Genomic DNA, 15,280 nt, shown 5'->3' with positions numbered 1-15,280 from the left:
CTTCATTCGCCCCCGAACACCAGCACCGCGTTGCTGCCACCGAACGCGAAGGACTGGCTCAGTACATGTTTCAACGGCCCTGCAGCACGGTCGCCGGGCGCGACGAAGGCAAGCGGCGGCAGTGCGGCATCCGCGGTGCCATCCCACCAGTGCGGCGGCAGCCGGTGGCCGGTGTTGTCCACCATCGCGAGCCAGCACAGGCCGGCCTCGATCGCGCCGGCGGCGCCGAGCGTGTGGCCCGTCAACGGCTTGGTGGAACTGACCGGGACGCGCGTGCCCAGCGCCGCGGCCACGGCGCGGCTTTCCATCGCATCGTTCTGCGGCGTCGCCGTGCCATGCAGGTTGACGTAGTCGATCTGTCCCGCGTCGAGGCCTGCACGCTCCAATGCCTGCGCGATGGCCGCGATTGCGCCATGGCCTTCGGGTGCAGGTGCCGAGATGTGGTGGGCGTCCGATGTTTCGCCCCACCCTGCCAACCGTACGGGTCCGGGCTCGCGCGTCATCAGGAACAGGGCCGCGCCTTCTCCGATGTTGATGCCATGGCGATGCTGGGAAAAGGGATTGCAGCGCTCGGCCGACACCGACTCCAGCGCCATGAAGCCGCGCACGGTGAATTCACAGAGTGAATCCGCGCCGCCCGCGATCACCGCGTCGACCACGCCGGTGCGCAGCAGGCGTGCCGCGGACGCCATCGCCTTGGCACTGGAGGAACACGCGGTGGACAGCGTCCACGCCGGTCCGCGAATACCCGCTTCCGCCGCCAGGAAGCGCGAAGGCGCGCCGATCTCCTGTTGCACGTAGTGGAAGCTGGCAGGCCATTCGCCCTGTGCGCGCCAATGCGCCATCGCCTTCTCGGCTTCGCCAATACCCGACGTGCTGGTGCCCACCACGACGGCCACGCGGCTGGGGCCGTAGCGGTCGATGGCCTGCTGCACGCGGTCGTGGATCTGCAGGTAAGCCGCGCGCAGCAGCGCGTTGTTGCGGCCGCGCAGTTGCACAGGATGGTGGTCGAGCGAAGGCAGCGGTGCCACGACCCTGCCCAGTGCAAGGCCATGGCCGGCGATCAGCGTGTCGTCCGATGCCACGCCCATGGGCGCGTCGTCGCGGAACAGGGATTCGCGCACCGCAGGCTTGTCCTCACCGAGGGCGCACACGATGCCGAGGTCGTTCAGGAAAATGGCGTCGCCGTTCAAGGAAGCACGTCTCCGCCGGCCACCGATTCGATCGTCAGATCATAGCCATCGGCGACGTTGCGAACCTGCAGCGTGGTCGCATTCACGCGTTCACGGATCAGCCAGGCACGGCCCCCGTGAAGAAGCTCACGCGTACTGCCATTGTCGGAAAGCGTCCAATCGGGAGGTAGCGCCGCGCGCACGGCGTCCGCCGGCCACAAGCTGAACTGGACATCGTCGAGTACCCGCTCGCTACGCACCGCCGACGGCAACCAGGGCGCACGTTGTTCGGACAGCTGGGCGCCGTCCCACTGCAGGGTGACCCCGGTGCGGCCCATCGCCTGCACCGCCAACCGCACGTCGCGCGCATCGACTTCGAGCAATGCATCCATTTCGCGCAGCTGCGATCCGAACCGGAACACCAGGCGCTGCTGCAGCGCGAGCTCCTTCCCAAGCGTGGCCGGCGCGAGCCGCAACGGCGGCAACGCGATACCGGGCGCGCGCTTGGCCTGCGACGCGCACGCCGTCAGCAGGATGGCCAGCAGCAGGGCGATCAGCCGCTGCACAGCTGCTCCAGCACCTGCAACCGGCGCTGCGTTTCGGCGACGTACGGATTCTTCTTGTCCCAGGCGTAGCCGGCCAGGATCGAACAGATCATCCGGCGGATGTCGGGCTGCGGATCGGGATGGAAGATGATCTTCTGGAAGCCACCGGCGTACCACGACTCCACGAACCGTCGGAAGGTCTGCACGCCGCCGCGCAACGGCTCGGCGAACTCGGCTTCCCAATCCACCTTCTCGCCTGCGTAATGGCGACGCAGGCATTCGCTCGCGAGCTGCGCTGACTTGAACGCGATGGTGACGCCGGACGAGAACACCGGATCGAGGAACTCGCCGGCGTTGCCGAGCAACGCGTAGCCCGGCCCCCACAGCGAGCGCACGTTCGCGGAATAGCCGGTGATCTGCCGCACAGGCAACACCGCCCACTCGGCGTTCTTCAGCAGGCGCGTGAGGTTCGGGTCTTCGCCGACGACGGCCTGCAGGCGTTCCAGTTCGGTACCGGTGTAGCGATCGAGGAAGGATTGCTCGGCCACCACGCCCAGCGAGCAGCAGCCGTTGGAGAACGGAATGGTCCAGTACCAGACATCCACATGCTCGGGGTGCGTGGTGATCAGGATCTTGTTGCGGTCGAAACCCGCATCCACCGGGATGTGGTCGCGCACGTGCGTGAAGATCGCACCGCGCACCGGGAAGTTGGACGGCGATTCGAGCTTCAGCAGGCGCGGCAGCAGGCGACCGAAACCGCTGGCGTCGAGCATGAAGTCCGCCTCGATCGCGTACTCCTCGCCCTCGGGCGACCGCACGGTGACGCGCGGCGTTTCACCCGGCTCGGCCGCCAGCACTTCGTGGCGGTAGCGCACTTCCGCGCCCATGCGCTCGGCGCCCTTCGCCAGTACGTGATCGAAGTCGGCGCGCTGGACCTGGTAGGTCGTGCCCCAGCCCGGCGAGAACTTGTCGCGGAAATCGAACTCCGTGGTGCGTTCGCCACGCACGAATGCGGCACCGTTCTTGTACTGGAAGCCGGCCTCGACCACGTCCTGCAGCAGCCCGGCGGCTTCGATGTACTCCATGCTCTGCGGCAGCAGGCTCTCGCCGATAGAGAAGCGCGGGAACTGCTCGCGCTCGACGATCAGGACCTTGCGGCCCTGTTGGCGCAGCATCGCGGCGGCGACCGAGCCGGCCGGGCCGGCGCCGATGATCAGGATGTCAGTGCGTTCCGTCTTCATGCAGCAGTGTTTCCGTTCGTGGGGAGATGATCCGGCGCGGGCCGGAACAGCGGCGACAACAGCCAGACCAGGCCGATGCCGAACAACAGCGTCAAGCCAAAAGCACGCAACGCGGGCGTCGCCGACAGGCCCAGCAGGCCGAAGGACAGCCATGTGCTCGCTGCGCCGACACAGACCGCCAGCCAGGCGCTGGCATCACCGCGGTGTTCGACCAGGAAGATGCCGTAGTCGATGCCCATGCCAAGCAGCAACATCAGCGCCAGCACGTTGAACAACTGCAACGGCTGGCCGAGCCAGCCCAGCAGCGCCACGGTCAGCACGCCGGCGAGCAAGGTAGGCGTGATCACGCGCCAGGCCTGCCAGCGGTAGCGCAGCGCGAGCACGCCGAAGACGACGACCACGCCCGCCAGCAGCAGGCCGGTCATCATGCGTCGGTAGTGCTGCAGCAGGCGGGAAATGTCGGCCGTGCGGTCGACCCAGCGCACACCGTCGAGCCCATCCGCCTGTGCGGCGAAGGTGGCGAGCGCATCCGGGCGAGACAGGTCGTTGACCATCACTACCGAGGCCATGCCCTGCCCCACCGGCCCCAGCCAGAGATGGCGCACCGGCAATGCCGCCGGCGATGCGATGAACGTATCGAGGTCGAGCGGACGCGCTGCGAATGCCCCACGCCCCAGGGTTTCGCCCGTCGCCGCCGACAGCTTCGCCAATACCTCGTTCTCGACGCGCCTGGTCAGCGCGGCATCGGCGTCCTGTCGCTGCTGCGAAGGAAGCCAGTCGCTGAGTGCGCGGTGTCCGCCTACAAGGCCTTTGGCTTCCGCCTCGCTCAGACGCGCCACCAGTTGCTCTTCACGCTGCAGGACCTGCTCGGCATCGCGCCCTTGCACCAGGTAGAACTGCGCTGGGCTCGGCATGCCCAGCAGGCGCCCGACGTCCCGTTGCTGCGCGATCAGCGCGGGGGGAGACGACTGCAGGCTGCGAAGGTCATCGTTGCCCTGGACGCGCAGAAGCCCGGGCACCGTCACGACCAGGATGATGACCGCGAGCACGATGCCGCTCCGGCGACTCGCCAGGCGAGGCCAACCCGCCAGCGTGCCGCCCAGCCAGCGCGAGAACGCCGTCGCGCGTACCTCGCCACCGTCGAGCCAGGGGAAGGCGAAGATCACGGTGAGGAACGCCGCCGCCAGGCCGACCACCGAGAACAGCGCCATCTGCCGCAACCCCGGAAACGGCGCCAGGCCTAATGCGAGGTACGCCATCGCGCTGGTCAGCAGTGCCAGCCACAAGCCGGGCAACAGGTGGCGCAGCAACGACCATCGCCGTGCCTTGGGTTCACCCTGGCGGGACGCGAACCAGTGGATGCCGTAGTCCTCCGCCACGCCCACCAGGCTCGCACCGAAGATCAGCGTCAGCAGGTGGATCTTGCCGAAGACCAGCACGGTGACCGTCAGCGCGACCGCGCAGCCCACCAACAACGACAGCGCGACCAGCAGCAGCGGGCGTAGCGAGCGGAACGCCAGCCAGACCAGCAGCAGCACGGCCGCCAGCGAACCCCAGCCGATGGTGTTGACCTCGCGATTGGCCTGGACCGCCGCGGATTCCGCATGCAGCGGTACGCCCGCCTTCAGTACATGCAGGCCCGGTGCGGCGGCGGTCGCCGCCGCAGACGCCCCATCCAGCAGGTCCTGCAGCCTGCGTTCGCCATCCAGCTTGAAGGCGGAATCGCGCAAGGTGAACTGCAGCACCGCCCAATGACGGTCTTCGGCCTGCAGCAAACCGTCCCCATCCAGCGTCATCCCCGACGCAGCGGCCTGGGCCTGCCACCACTGCGGCCACAAGCCGAGCGGATCGCTGCGCCACTCGGTCAGGCGCGGCGCACCCATGGGACCGTACAGGGCGGCCAGCGCCGACTCGGCAAGCGTGTCCACCGGCGTGTCTTCGAGCTGCTGCCGCTGTGCCGCCGTCAGCAGGCGATCGCGATGCGGCGCGAGGACGTCGCGTGCCTGGCTGAACCAGTCTTCGGGGGAACGCTCCGCCATCAGCAGATCCGTTCCCTTCGTCGCGCGATCCTGCACGAAAGCTTCGAACGCCTGGCGCGCACGCAACACGGCTTCCGTGTCGTCCGCCCCGAGCATCACCACGACGTCGCGCGAGCTGTTGCCGGCGATCAGGCGCGTGGCGTCGGCGACAGCAGGATCTCCTGCGTCCTGCGGCAGCAACGCCAGGATGTCGCTGTCGATCCGTGGCGACTGCCAGAAGCCCCACTGGTGCCAGGCCACGGCCACCAGCGCGAGCAGCCACGCCAGCGCGAGCCAGCGCCAGCCGCGCAGCCTGCGGTCCGCTTCCGGCGACACCTGCGACTCAGTCAAACCGGCCCGCCTCTTCGCGCGTCAGCGTGGCGGGGGTTTCGCTCATGCCGTCGAAGCGGATGCGGGTGACGTCGCCGTTGGCCTCACGCAGTTCCACTTCGCGCACGTAGCGGTCGCCGGCCAGGCGCACCGACGTGAACGCCTGGGCGAGCTGGCGCGAACGCGGCGACAGCACCATTCGCCATCCCTTCCCGGCAGCGGGCTCGCTCTTCACGTCGAAGGTCGTGGTCAGTGCCTTCATGTCGCCGCTCATCAGGGCGAACATCATCGCGTTCACGGTCCGGAGCCCGGGTTGCTGGCGACCATCCACCTCGACTCGCGCACTCCCGTCGCGCTGGCGACTGACGATGCGATCGCGGGTGATGACGATTTCGGACGGAAACGGTGCGACCGTCGTCCAGATCACGCCCTTCTCGCGCGCCAGCACGAAACGGCCGGAAGAGCGCAGCGGATTGCGGAAACCGGCCACCTCTTTCTCCTGCGAGAACCCGCCCCGCAGCAACGGCACCTGTGCGACCTGCGTGCGCACCTGCGCCAACGGATCGGGCGCAGACGAATTCGCGGCACCCGCATGAACTGGGGACACGACGAAACCCAGGAGGAGCAAGGAAACCAGCAAGCGGCAAGACTTCATGGCGCAGGGACTCCCAGGCGTTCCCACAGGACCGGGGGGCACTGATACAGCATCTCGCCTGAAGCCGCGTCGACCGCGACCTGCAGCGTATGGGCACGCGTCAGGACCTCCCCGCTCGCCTCGTCGCGGATCTCGTACTCCATCTTCAGCCGGTTTTCCCACTCGGTTACCCGAGCCGATACGCGCAGCGCCTGCATGTACCGCAGTGGGCGGATGTACTTCACCCGCGTATCGACGATGGGCCACATGTAGCCGGACGCCTGCATCTGCGGATAGTCGTAGTCGAACCGCTGCAGCAGCGCGCACCGGGCGATCTCGAGGTATTTGAAATAGTGCCCGTGCCACACCACCTGCATGGCGTCGCAGTCATGGAACGCCGGACTCAGCGCCACTTCGATGCGCAGATCATCGCGAAGCTCAGCCGGCATAGACATTCCATCGCGCGGCGCGGATGTCCGTCACCAGTTGGCGAAGCTCGCCGTCGAGCGCGCGATCCTCCTCGACCAGCGTGATGCGTGCGCAGAGGTCGTCGTACATCGCGGCCGGACCTTCGCCCAGTGTCGATTGCAAGCCGACGCGCTGGCGCAAGCCGACGGCCTGGCGCGCCGCGATCAGCATGGCGGCGACGACCTGCTCGGTGAGTTCGAGCACGCGCAGGCAGTCGCGCGCGGCGATCGTGCCCATGCTGACCTTGTCCTGGTTGTGGCATTCGGTCGAACGGGAGAACACCGAGGCCGGCATCGTCAACTTCAGCGCTTCCGCCGTCCAGGCGGACACACTGATCTGCAGCGCCTTCAACCCATGGTTGATCGCCGCGCGCGGCCCGGTGGCACCGGACAGGTTCGCCGGCAGCCCATGGTTGTAGCGAGCATCGACGATCAACGCCAACTGGCGGTCCAGCAGATCGGCAACGTTCGCGACGGTATTCTTCAGCGCATCCATCGCGAACGCGATGTGGCCGCCGTAGAAGTGGCCGCCATGCAGGATCTGCTCGCGTTCGGGATCGATCAGCGGGTTGTCGTTGGCGCTGTTGAGCTCGGTCTCGATCAACTGGCGCAGGAACGGCAGCGCATCTTCCAGCACACCGATCACGTGCGGCGCGCAACGCAGCGAATACCGGTCCTGCAGGCGTTGCTCGTTGCGCGGCGGACGATCGCTGTGCAGGTCTTCGCGCAGGCGTTGCGCCACCCGCGACTGGCCGGGATGCGGTTTGGCGGCGAACAGCACCGCGTCGAAGTGGTGCGCATTGCCGTTGCTGGCGAGCACGTTGAACGCGGTCAGGCGCGTGGCCAGGCGCGAGACGTACTCGGCGCGATCGAAGGCCAGGCACGCGAGTGCCGTCATCACCGCGGTGCCGTTCATGATCGCCAGGCCCTCCTTGGGCCGCAGCGTCAACGGTGCCTGGCCTATCTCGGCCAACACCTCCGCCGCCGGGCGGATACGGCCCTCATGCAGCACGTCGCGTTCGCCGCACAGGACGGCGGCCACGTACGACAGCGGGGTCAGGTCGCCGCTGGCACCCACCGAACCCTCGGCGGGGATCAGGGGCAGCACGTCGTGGCGCAGCAGGCCTTCCAGCCCTTCCAGCAGCGGCAGGCTGACACCGGACATGCCGCGCACCAGCGACGCCAGGCGCGCGGCCAGCACGGCGCGCGTTTCGGTCGCGTCGAGGAAACGGCCCAGTCCGCAGCCGTGGTAGGTGTACAGGTGATGCGGCAACTCCGCGACCAGCGCCGGCGGAATGTTCACCGTGCAGGAGTCGCCATAGCCAGTGGTCACGCCGTAGATCACGCCTTCCTCTTGCAGCAGGCGGTCGAGGAAGTCGGCTCCCTTGGCGATGCGCGCACGGAACGCGGGCTCGCGCGACAGCACGGCCGGGACGCGTCGCTGCGACAGCGCCACCACGTCCTCGATGCGCAGGGGCGCGTCCCCGAACACGGGCGCGGCGGATTCATTCATGGCGGGCGTCATGCGTTACCTGATCCCAGAAGGGGTAGAAGTTGAACCAGTCGTACGGCGAATCGCGGACCTGCCGCTCCATCCATGCCGCGAATTGCGCAGCGTAGCGCGCCAGCGCCTCGTCGCGCGATCCGCGCGGCAACTCGATCCGCTCGGCGAAGGCCTCGAAGCGGACGCGGTAACCGTCGCCCACGTGGGTGCACGCCATGGTGAAGACCGGGCAACGCAGCGCGGCACCCAGCACGTAGGCACCGATCGGCAACGGTGCCTCGTGCCCGAGGAATGACGCCTTCACCGAACGCCCGCCCCGCAACGGCACGCGGTCGCCGGCGATGGCGACGAACTCGCCGCGCGCCACGCGCTCGGCCAGCTTCACCGCATCGGCCGGCCCCAGGTCCGTCACCTGCAGCAGTTCGACGCGGCTGCCGGCATCCAGGCGACGGATCAGCCGATTGAAGCGTTCGGCATGCGCCGTGTGCACCAACGCGGTCAGGCGGAACCCCGGCACCTGGTCGGCCATCACCTGGCACAGCTCCAGGCAACCGAGGTGCGCGGTGACGAGCAGCCCGCCCTCGCCCGCCTTCACCCGGGCCAGCACGCCCTGGCGTTCCATCGTGACCTTGTCGACCGGATAGCGTTGGCCGAGCGCCAGGATCTTGTCGAGCAGCGTCTCGGCGAACACCGCGAAGTGCCGCAGGCTTTGCCATGCCCACGGGCGCCGCGGCGGTACGCCGAGATGGTCGTGCAGGCGCGCCAGGTACTGGCCGGACGCGCGGCGCGCCGTGCCATTGAGCAGCCAGTGCACGAACACGACCGGATACACGCAGATGCGGAACGGCCAGCGCCCCAGCCAGCGGTGTACCGCACACAGCAGCAGGATGCCGCGCACGGACGTGGATTCGCCGATTTCGGCCCAGTGGTGCGAGCGATCACTCACGCGCGTCCACCCCTCGCTTTGCGCGCCAGCAGGCGTGGCAGTCGCCAGACCATGCCGAAGAACAGGCGGGTATGCATGCGGCTGATCCGCACGTTGTCGCGCCAGACATCGAAGTGGGATACGCCGTCCAGCGGGTAGGTCACCCGGGTGGGGCGATTGCGTACCTCGACGCCACGCCAGAACAAGCGCACCAGCACTTCGACGTCGAAATCCATCCGACGGCCGATGGTTTCTTCGTCCATCAAACGCAGTACTGGAGGCAGCGGATAGACACGGAAGCCGCACATCGAGTCGCGGATCTTGAACGAGAGCGTGTTGATCCAGACCCAGACATGGGTCAGGTAGCGGCCGTAGAGGCGACCCTTCGGCACGCTCGCGTCGTACAGCGGCACGCCGCAGATGATGGCGTCCGCATGCGCTTGCGCGTCTTCGAGGAAACCCGGGATGTCGCTCGGGTCATGCTGGCCATCGGCGTCGATCTGCAGCACGTGCGTGTAGCCCGTCCTGGCCGCCTCGCGGAAGCCCGCCAGCACGGCTCCACCCTTGCCCTGGTTCACCGGCAGGCGCAGCAGCCTCACGTCGGACGCATGCAGTGCCGCCAGGCGATCCAGTTCACGGGCGCAGGAAGCCCCGGAACCGTCATCGACCAGCAGGCATGGCACGCCGGACGCGCGCACGCCTTCCACCATCGTCGCGATGGCGTGCTCGTGGTCGAAGACCGGGATCACCACGAGCGGACGGAAACCGTTCGCCGCGGCCATGGATTCATTCCCCATCGGCAAACACCACGCGTCCGCTGGCATGCGGCCCGTGTTCCGACACATAGCGGAACACCAGCGTGTTGCGCTCGGCCTGCCACTCGAGATCCAGGCGGATCACGTCACCCGGCCGCGCGACACGCTGGAACTTCAGCGCCTCCATGCGGAGGAACCGCGGCGGCAACGGGAACGCTTCGCGCGCCAGCTGCACCGCCCAGTCCAGTTGCGCGACCCCTGGCAGGATCGCCGCCTGGGTGAAGTGCCCCTCGAAGACGGCCAGCGACGCATCAAGCGGCAGTTCCACCCGCGCATGCGCAGGTTCGCGCAGCGTCCAGCGCGTCTCGGGACGTTCGGGGCGGAACAGCGCCGTCAGCGCCGCCTCGGTCACCTTGCCCTGTGCGTTCGCCGGCATCGCGGCCACGAAACGCCAGCGCCGCGGGCGCGTTACCGCGTCCTGTGCACCCGCGAGATGATGCGACAAGGTGTTCGCCAGGGCACGGCGGCCCGCCGCGTCATCGGGGAGCGGAACGTCCGCTTCAACCGCGACCACGGCCGCCAACGCACTGCGGCTCCCGCCCAGCAACAACACGCGCGCTTCACGGACGGCGGGATGGGCCAGGATCTGTCGCTCCAGTGCATCCAGCGAAACCCGCCGCTCTTCCACCTTCACGATGCGATCGGCTCGCCCCAACAGGCGGAAGCCACCTACGCCATCGGCTTCGGCGCGATCCTGGGTACGCCACCAGGCGGGTTCGGCCAAGTGCGGCGAACGCACTTCCAGCGCACCCTCCGTGAGTTTCCAGTCCACGCCGGGCAGTGGCTGCCAGGCGGGCTGCTCGCGGTCCCATCGACGCCAGGCGATGCCGCCGGTTTCGCTGCTGCCCAGGATTTCCGCCGGCGGTACCCCAAGCAAACGGGCGACATCATGGGCGGCCTCGGCCGGCAGTGCGCCCCCTGACGAGAACACCGCGCGCAGGCGCCCGTGCAGCCGCGACCAGTCCAGTTGCGCTGGCAGCCGCTTCAGGTGGGCCGGGCTGGCGAACAGCACCGCATCGTGACCCTCCATGGCCGCCAACAGATCCTCAGGGAAGAACGCGCGCGGCACGATCGCGCGACCCGCCGCCAGCGGCCACAGCACGCGGAACAACAAACCGTAGATGTGCTGGTGCGAGACCGTGCCGTGGATCGCGACGTCCTCCAGGCCTTCACCGAGCGCGCGCTCCAAGGCGCGCACCTCGGCATCGAGCTGGCGGAGCCGCTTCTCGATGGCCACCGGCTCGCCGGTGCTGCCCGAGGTGAACACCACGAGTCGCGTGGCTTCGGGATCCAGTGGCGCGAAGACGCCGTCGTTCGCCACGCCTTCGCTCAGGGCCATCGTGCCCGGCCAGTCACCTGCGAATCCGTCCACGTGCGACTGAAGGCGCGCTTGGGTCCCGCTCAGTGCGTCGCCGGGAAGCACGACGGTCTTCCCCGCATGCCAGGCGCCGAACAGGGCCGCGGCAAAGCGGGTCGCATCTTCGAAATGGAGCGCGAACCTCGCGCCCGGCGCTGCCCCGAACGCCGCATGCCAGCGCACGAACTCACGATGGAACGCCGCGTGGTCGAGCACGCGCCCTCCGCTGCGCGCGAAGGTGCGGCCAGGCAACGGCTGCAGGGCTACGTCAGCCAGCGGGCACCACTCAGCCATGCGAGTGTCTCGCCCGCACGCGACGGCGTACCAGCCATTCCACGCTGAACAACGTGCCGATCAACACATAGGCGATCAGGCCGTTGTACAGGGCCCACACGCGGTCGGATGTCCACAGCGCGGTCGCTACCGCCAGCGCACCGTTGAAGACGAAGAACACACACCACACCTGGGTCACCCGCCGTGTATACACGACGCCGGCCGGTGGCAGGTCCGGTTCGGTCATGCGGGCGATGCGCTCCACCGCCGACGGCGGGAACGCCAGGCTGGTGGCGAACACGGCCAGCATCACCGCGTTGACGAGCGCGGGATACAGCTTCAGTGGAAGCGCTTCGTTCGAGACCGTGGCGAGCAAGGCAAGCAGCGTGGCGCCGGCCGCTGCGACAAGCCACACGGCCTGTCGCGTCGCGACCGCACGCAGCAACGCAAGCACCAGCAGCAGTACCGCCAGCCAACGGGGCTCGAAGCGGCCCATGGCCCAGTACACCACCAGGGGGTACGCCACCGACAGGACCACGAAGATGGCCGCGCCTATCCGGGACACGGGGCGGCCTGCGTCAGGCGGCTTCGTCGCGGATCAGTCCGTACAGCACGTCCACGATGTCCTGCACCGTGCGCACCGACTTGAACGCGTCCGGCTGGAGGTTCCGTCCCAGCAGCGGCTTGAGTTGCACGATCAGGTCGACCGCATCGATGCTGTCGATGTCCAGGTCGTCGTAGAGCTTCGCCTCCGGCGTAATGCGCGCGGGGTCGATCTCGAAGCTGTCGTGCAGGATCGTGACGATCCGTTCAAAGAGTTCGTTCTTGGTCATCTTGCCAGTCCTGCCGTCGCTCAAGCCTTGCCCTGGGCGACGACGAAATCCGCCAGTGCCCGCACGCTGGCGAAATGCCGGCGGGTCTCCTGCGAGTCGGCCGACAGGCTGACTCCATAGCGCTTCTGCAGCGCGAGTCCCAGCTCGAGCGCATCGATTGAATCGAGGCCCAAGCCCTCCACGAACAGCGGCGCGGTGGTGTCGATGTCGTCCGGGGAAATGTCTTCCAGCGACAACGACGAAATGATCAATTCCTTGATCTCGTGCTCAAGTGCCTGCACGCGATGGATCTCCCGCAAAATAGTTGGCCAGATAGTCCGTGAGTCGCCGGGCTGCCAGCGCCTCTCCCCCCGCCAACGGATCCCCCCCCTCCGTTCCGTTCAGGAACGGGGCGATCGGCAGGTCTTCCTGAACATCGATCACCATATGGAACCGCATCGGCGGCACACGATACCACTTCTCCCCTTTCCCCAGCGTCAGCGGTGTGCACGAGATGCGCACCGGGGTGACGTCCAGCCCCCCACGCACCGCGATGTTAGCCGCACCGCGCTGGAGCTTGAGGGGCTGCCCCGGCGTGGTACGCGTACCTTCGGGAAAGATCACCAGCGTCCCGCCCGCCCGGACGGCGGCGATGCAGTCCTCGACCAGCCCTGCGCCGTCGTCGTTGGATACGTAACCTGCGGCCCGGACCGGCCCCCGCATGAACGGATTTCGTGCCACCGCCGACTTCACCACGCAATCTGCGTTCGGCAGCAAAGAGATCAGCAACACGACGTCGATCAGCGTCGGGTGATTGGCAAGCACCAGAAGTCCATCGCGCGCCAGCCGCTCGCGCCCGCGGATCTCGTAGGTCATCACCCCGAGCCGCCGCATGAGTCCGACGTGCGCGGCAAAGCTGCGCTGCACGATGCGGCGGGACCAGCGCCGACGGCGCACCGGGTCGCGCACTAGCCAAAGCAGTGGCGGAAGCACCAGCACGCCAAGGATCAAGCCACCCACGCCGAAGGCGAGGAAGCTCAGGCCGGTGCCTGCCACCCGCCACGCATGACCCAGCCGCTCACGCATCGCGCCGCCATTGCCAGCGCACACCGTCGCCGCTCCATGCCAGTTGCGCATCGCGCGCCAGCAGGAAGCGCAGCACGTCCAGCCCGTGAGGCAGCGAAGCGGGCACGCCTTCGCCTTCAGCCTCGTCCGCGGCCCAGGCCAGCCGCAGGCTCGGCAGAACGGGATCGGTGGGCACCAGTCGCCAACACCAGGCGAAACCCGCGTCCGGTTCGTCCGCGAAACTGGCATAGACCGCTGGCAACGGCGCGTCGTAAACGACCAACAGCACTTCGGACGCGCCATCGGCGAGCAGCGCCGCCGCTTCGATGAACGCCGTCTCGACCGTGGCCATGCCTCCCGCCGTCGCCACATAATTGCCGCGCTCGCCCCGCAGGATGGAATACAGCGCCGCGATGGCGTTGTGCACCGACAGCCCGAACGTCGTCGGCGAGGGCGAATCGCCCGCGACGAGCGCCTCCAGCAATTCCATCGAACGCGCGACATCCCCATGCCGGGACGCGAACACCATCGGTACACCGCCCCCGTCCGCACGCTGGCACCAGAATGCGGTCTGGATCGCCATGCGCCCCAGCCGCTCGATGCGCCGGCGCTGCATCGCCGGAACTTCGGACAATGCGGGGGTTTCCTCTCCCGACGGCAACCAAGGCGCGTGCGCCCACGCCGACCACGCGGCCTGGTCCACCAGGCCCGGTGCCCACGCCGCCCATTCCTTCACCGACAAACCGATCATGCGCCGCGCGTGGCCCCGTTGTTCTTCAAGCGTCGTATTTCACCCGCATGCCGCAACGTTCGCCAGTCGTGAAATTTTTTCTACGAACGCTTGCGCATCGGAAAGAGGCTGGCTATCATTCCGCTCCTGCCAGCACGTGGGGCCATAGCTCAGCTGGGAGAGCGCCTGCATGGCATGCAGGAGGTCGGCGGTTCGATCCCGCCTGGCTCCACCAACTTCCGGACAATAGGCCGTCCGGGATGAAAATCTGGCGAAATTTTTCGTGTGTCCCCATCGTCTAGAGGCCTAGGACATTACCCTTTCACGGTAGCGACCGGGGTTCGAATCCCCGTGGGGACGCCACTCTTCTTGAAGGCCCGGGAAACCGGGCCTTTTTTTTGTTTTCGCGGCGGCCGTACGATCGTAACGTCGCTTTCGCAGGCATTTACAAGAATCTGACGGCAGACGGCGTAGAAGCGGAGTGTGCCCCGCCATCGCGTCATCGCTGGCCGGGCGCACGTCCTGAGACAAGTGCAGTGGAAGCTGGTGCCCCCTTGCCCGGAGCCTGCCGTCATGACCCACGATTCGCTTACAGACGAACTGCTTTCCCAACTGCCCATCAATCGGGATACACGGTGGACCGCCGGGTCACTAGGCCTGGATGAAGCCGCTTTCGACGCGGTCGCCCAGCGACTGCTCGAACTGGAAACCGTCGGCGCGGTCGACGTGATGAATCTTTCTCGGGACGCGAGCAACGGCCTGCGCCGGTTGAACGCCATCCGCTTCATGCGGGTGGCCTGAACCCATCAGGATCAGGCGATGGCGCGCGCTGCCTCGACGGGGCGCAGCGTGGCGACGCCATGACCCTGCTCGGCGAGATACTCCAGCCATTTGCCGAGGAAGGTGTTCATCCTCATGCGATGGCTGATGACCTCTGCGGGCGGGGGATACAACCCGATCACGTCCTGCCAGCGGCGCCCGACATAGCAATGCGTCGCTTCGGCCTGGTGCGCATCGCGATACAACCGCACGAAAGCCGAAGGATCGGGTTCGCCGGTCAGCGGGTCGCACAGGTCGTAGGTCAGCCGCAGTTCCACCGTATAGCGATGGGTCTCGATGACCTCCAGACGCACGTCCAGCCCATCGCCAATGGACGATACGTACAGGCCGGGCGCCAGGTGCTCGGGTGCGAACAGGCGCAGCAGCCGCGCGTGGTTCTCCGCATACAGCGCCATCAGCCAACCAAATCGGCTGAGCCGGGGGATACGCGCGGTACGGGCCAGGGCCTGGGACATGGCTCGATCCTACACGCGTAAATCCCCGCGCGGCAGCATTGACGCGCACCCGCGTGCGGCCTAAGTTAAGGGTCTACCGCCCGTGGATTTCCGGGCC

General features: G+C 67.6%; 17 protein-coding genes and 2 tRNA genes. 3 read left to right on the top strand and 16 right to left on the bottom strand.

Annotated features, from left to right (window positions below; genetic code table 11):
- Positions 1 to 2: 2 nt before the first annotated feature.
- The 15 genes from ACSION_RS10480 to ACSION_RS10410 are packed head-to-tail and all read right to left on the bottom strand — an operon-like array spanning position 3 to position 13,909.
- The gene (locus ACSION_RS10480) at positions 3 to 1,193 is read right to left on the bottom strand and encodes a beta-ketoacyl-ACP synthase (RefSeq protein WP_435305920.1); all 1,191 of its coding nucleotides are present in this window, start codon (positions 1,191 to 1,193) and stop codon (positions 3 to 5) included.
- Entirely contained in the window at positions 1,190 to 1,738 is a 549-nt protein-coding gene (locus ACSION_RS10475; protein ID WP_435305919.1) for a DUF3261 domain-containing protein, read from the bottom strand. The genes ACSION_RS10480 and ACSION_RS10475 overlap by 4 nt, the downstream gene beginning before the upstream one ends.
- Positions 1,726 to 2,958, bottom strand: a complete 1,233-nt coding sequence (locus ACSION_RS10470; RefSeq protein WP_435305918.1) for an NAD(P)/FAD-dependent oxidoreductase — start codon at positions 2,956 to 2,958, stop codon at positions 1,726 to 1,728. The genes ACSION_RS10475 and ACSION_RS10470 overlap by 13 nt, the downstream gene beginning before the upstream one ends.
- On the bottom strand, positions 2,955 to 5,327 hold the full coding sequence (locus ACSION_RS10465) for an MMPL family transporter (protein WP_435305917.1): 2,373 nt from the start codon (positions 5,325 to 5,327) through the stop codon (positions 2,955 to 2,957). The genes ACSION_RS10470 and ACSION_RS10465 overlap by 4 nt, the downstream gene beginning before the upstream one ends.
- Positions 5,320 to 5,961 (bottom strand): outer membrane lipoprotein carrier protein LolA, encoded by a 642-nt coding sequence (locus ACSION_RS10460; protein WP_435305916.1) that lies wholly within the window; start codon positions 5,959 to 5,961, stop codon positions 5,320 to 5,322. The genes ACSION_RS10465 and ACSION_RS10460 overlap by 8 nt, the downstream gene beginning before the upstream one ends.
- Positions 5,958 to 6,389, bottom strand: coding sequence for an acyl-CoA thioesterase (locus ACSION_RS10455; protein WP_435305915.1), 432 nt, complete (start codon positions 6,387 to 6,389; stop codon positions 5,958 to 5,960). The genes ACSION_RS10460 and ACSION_RS10455 overlap by 4 nt, the downstream gene beginning before the upstream one ends.
- Positions 6,379 to 7,920, bottom strand: a complete 1,542-nt coding sequence (locus ACSION_RS10450) for an HAL/PAL/TAL family ammonia-lyase (protein ID WP_435305914.1) — start codon at positions 7,918 to 7,920, stop codon at positions 6,379 to 6,381. The genes ACSION_RS10455 and ACSION_RS10450 overlap by 11 nt, the downstream gene beginning before the upstream one ends.
- Positions 7,913 to 8,857, bottom strand: a complete 945-nt coding sequence (locus tag ACSION_RS10445; protein WP_435305913.1) for an LpxL/LpxP family acyltransferase — start codon at positions 8,855 to 8,857, stop codon at positions 7,913 to 7,915. The genes ACSION_RS10450 and ACSION_RS10445 overlap by 8 nt, the downstream gene beginning before the upstream one ends.
- Positions 8,854 to 9,618, bottom strand: coding sequence for a glycosyltransferase family 2 protein (locus ACSION_RS10440; protein ID WP_435305912.1), 765 nt, complete (start codon positions 9,616 to 9,618; stop codon positions 8,854 to 8,856). The genes ACSION_RS10445 and ACSION_RS10440 overlap by 4 nt, the downstream gene beginning before the upstream one ends.
- Before the next feature lie 4 nt (positions 9,619 to 9,622).
- A complete protein-coding gene (locus tag ACSION_RS10435) occupies positions 9,623 to 11,302 on the bottom strand; it encodes an AMP-binding protein (RefSeq protein WP_435305911.1) in 1,680 nt (559 codons plus the stop codon).
- Positions 11,295 to 11,846: a hypothetical protein gene (locus tag ACSION_RS10430; protein ID WP_435305910.1), complete on the bottom strand. Its 552-nt coding sequence runs from the start codon at positions 11,844 to 11,846 to the stop codon at positions 11,295 to 11,297. The genes ACSION_RS10435 and ACSION_RS10430 overlap by 8 nt, the downstream gene beginning before the upstream one ends.
- A gap of 13 nt (positions 11,847 to 11,859) precedes the next feature.
- The gene (locus tag ACSION_RS10425) at positions 11,860 to 12,114 is read right to left on the bottom strand and encodes an acyl carrier protein (protein ID WP_435305909.1); all 255 of its coding nucleotides are present in this window, start codon (positions 12,112 to 12,114) and stop codon (positions 11,860 to 11,862) included.
- Between the two features lie 20 nt (positions 12,115 to 12,134).
- Positions 12,135 to 12,395: a phosphopantetheine-binding protein gene (locus tag ACSION_RS10420; protein WP_435305908.1), complete on the bottom strand. Its 261-nt coding sequence runs from the start codon at positions 12,393 to 12,395 to the stop codon at positions 12,135 to 12,137.
- Positions 12,382 to 13,230: a lysophospholipid acyltransferase family protein gene (locus ACSION_RS10415; protein WP_435305907.1), complete on the bottom strand. Its 849-nt coding sequence runs from the start codon at positions 13,228 to 13,230 to the stop codon at positions 12,382 to 12,384. The genes ACSION_RS10420 and ACSION_RS10415 overlap by 14 nt, the downstream gene beginning before the upstream one ends.
- Complete coding sequence (locus ACSION_RS10410) at positions 13,172 to 13,909, bottom strand: beta-ketoacyl synthase chain length factor (RefSeq protein ID WP_435305906.1); 738 nt, start codon at positions 13,907 to 13,909, stop codon at positions 13,172 to 13,174. Before ACSION_RS10410 ends, ACSION_RS10415 begins: the two co-directional genes overlap by 59 nt.
- A 138-nt stretch (positions 13,910 to 14,047) precedes the next feature.
- Here ACSION_RS10410 and ACSION_RS10405 point away from each other — a divergent pair.
- From ACSION_RS10405 to ACSION_RS10395, 3 genes are all read left to right on the top strand, one after another.
- Positions 14,048 to 14,123: transfer RNA gene (locus ACSION_RS10405), tRNA-Ala, on the top strand.
- Between the two features lie 52 nt (positions 14,124 to 14,175).
- Positions 14,176 to 14,251, top strand: a tRNA-Glu gene (locus tag ACSION_RS10400).
- A gap of 210 nt (positions 14,252 to 14,461) precedes the next feature.
- Positions 14,462 to 14,689 (top strand): hypothetical protein, encoded by a 228-nt coding sequence (locus ACSION_RS10395; RefSeq protein ID WP_056878688.1) that lies wholly within the window; start codon positions 14,462 to 14,464, stop codon positions 14,687 to 14,689.
- A gap of 11 nt (positions 14,690 to 14,700) precedes the next feature.
- Here the strand turns inward: ACSION_RS10395 and ACSION_RS10390 are convergent, their stop codons facing one another.
- On the bottom strand, positions 14,701 to 15,183 hold the full coding sequence (locus ACSION_RS10390) for a DUF1249 domain-containing protein (protein WP_435305905.1): 483 nt from the start codon (positions 15,181 to 15,183) through the stop codon (positions 14,701 to 14,703).
- Between the last annotated feature and the right edge of the window lie 97 nt (positions 15,184 to 15,280).

The organism is Pseudoxanthomonas sp. LjRoot125 (genome assembly GCF_964252705.1).
Taxonomy (GTDB): domain Bacteria; phylum Pseudomonadota; class Gammaproteobacteria; order Xanthomonadales; family Xanthomonadaceae; genus Pseudoxanthomonas_A.
This window is presented reverse-complemented; position numbering and strand designations above follow the sequence as displayed.

Bases quoted from the DNA above. Each gene is read 5' to 3' on its own strand.
- ACSION_RS10470 (WP_435305918.1), bottom strand. From the start codon at position 2,958: ATGAAGACGGAACGCACTGACATCCTGATCATCGGCGCCGGCCCGGCC.
- ACSION_RS10460 (WP_435305916.1), bottom strand. From the start codon at position 5,961: ATGAAGTCTTGCCGCTTGCTGGTTTCCTTGCTCCTCCTGGGTTTCGTC.
- ACSION_RS10455 (WP_435305915.1), bottom strand. From the start codon at position 6,389: ATGCCGGCTGAGCTTCGCGATGATCTGCGCATCGAAGTGGCGCTGAGT.
- ACSION_RS10450 (WP_435305914.1), bottom strand. From the start codon at position 7,920: ATGAATGAATCCGCCGCGCCCGTGTTCGGGGACGCGCCCCTGCGCATC.
- ACSION_RS10440 (WP_435305912.1), bottom strand. From the start codon at position 9,618: ATGGCCGCGGCGAACGGTTTCCGTCCGCTCGTGGTGATCCCGGTCTTC.
- ACSION_RS10435 (WP_435305911.1), bottom strand. From the start codon at position 11,302: ATGGCTGAGTGGTGCCCGCTGGCTGACGTAGCCCTGCAGCCGTTGCCT.
- ACSION_RS10425 (WP_435305909.1), bottom strand. From the start codon at position 12,114: ATGACCAAGAACGAACTCTTTGAACGGATCGTCACGATCCTGCACGAC.
- ACSION_RS10415 (WP_435305907.1), bottom strand. From the start codon at position 13,230: ATGCGCAACTGGCATGGAGCGGCGACGGTGTGCGCTGGCAATGGCGGC.
- ACSION_RS10410 (WP_435305906.1), bottom strand. From the start codon at position 13,909: ATGATCGGTTTGTCGGTGAAGGAATGGGCGGCGTGGGCACCGGGCCTG.
- ACSION_RS10395 (WP_056878688.1), top strand. From the start codon at position 14,462: ATGACCCACGATTCGCTTACAGACGAACTGCTTTCCCAACTGCCCATC.
- ACSION_RS10390 (WP_435305905.1), bottom strand. From the start codon at position 15,183: ATGTCCCAGGCCCTGGCCCGTACCGCGCGTATCCCCCGGCTCAGCCGA.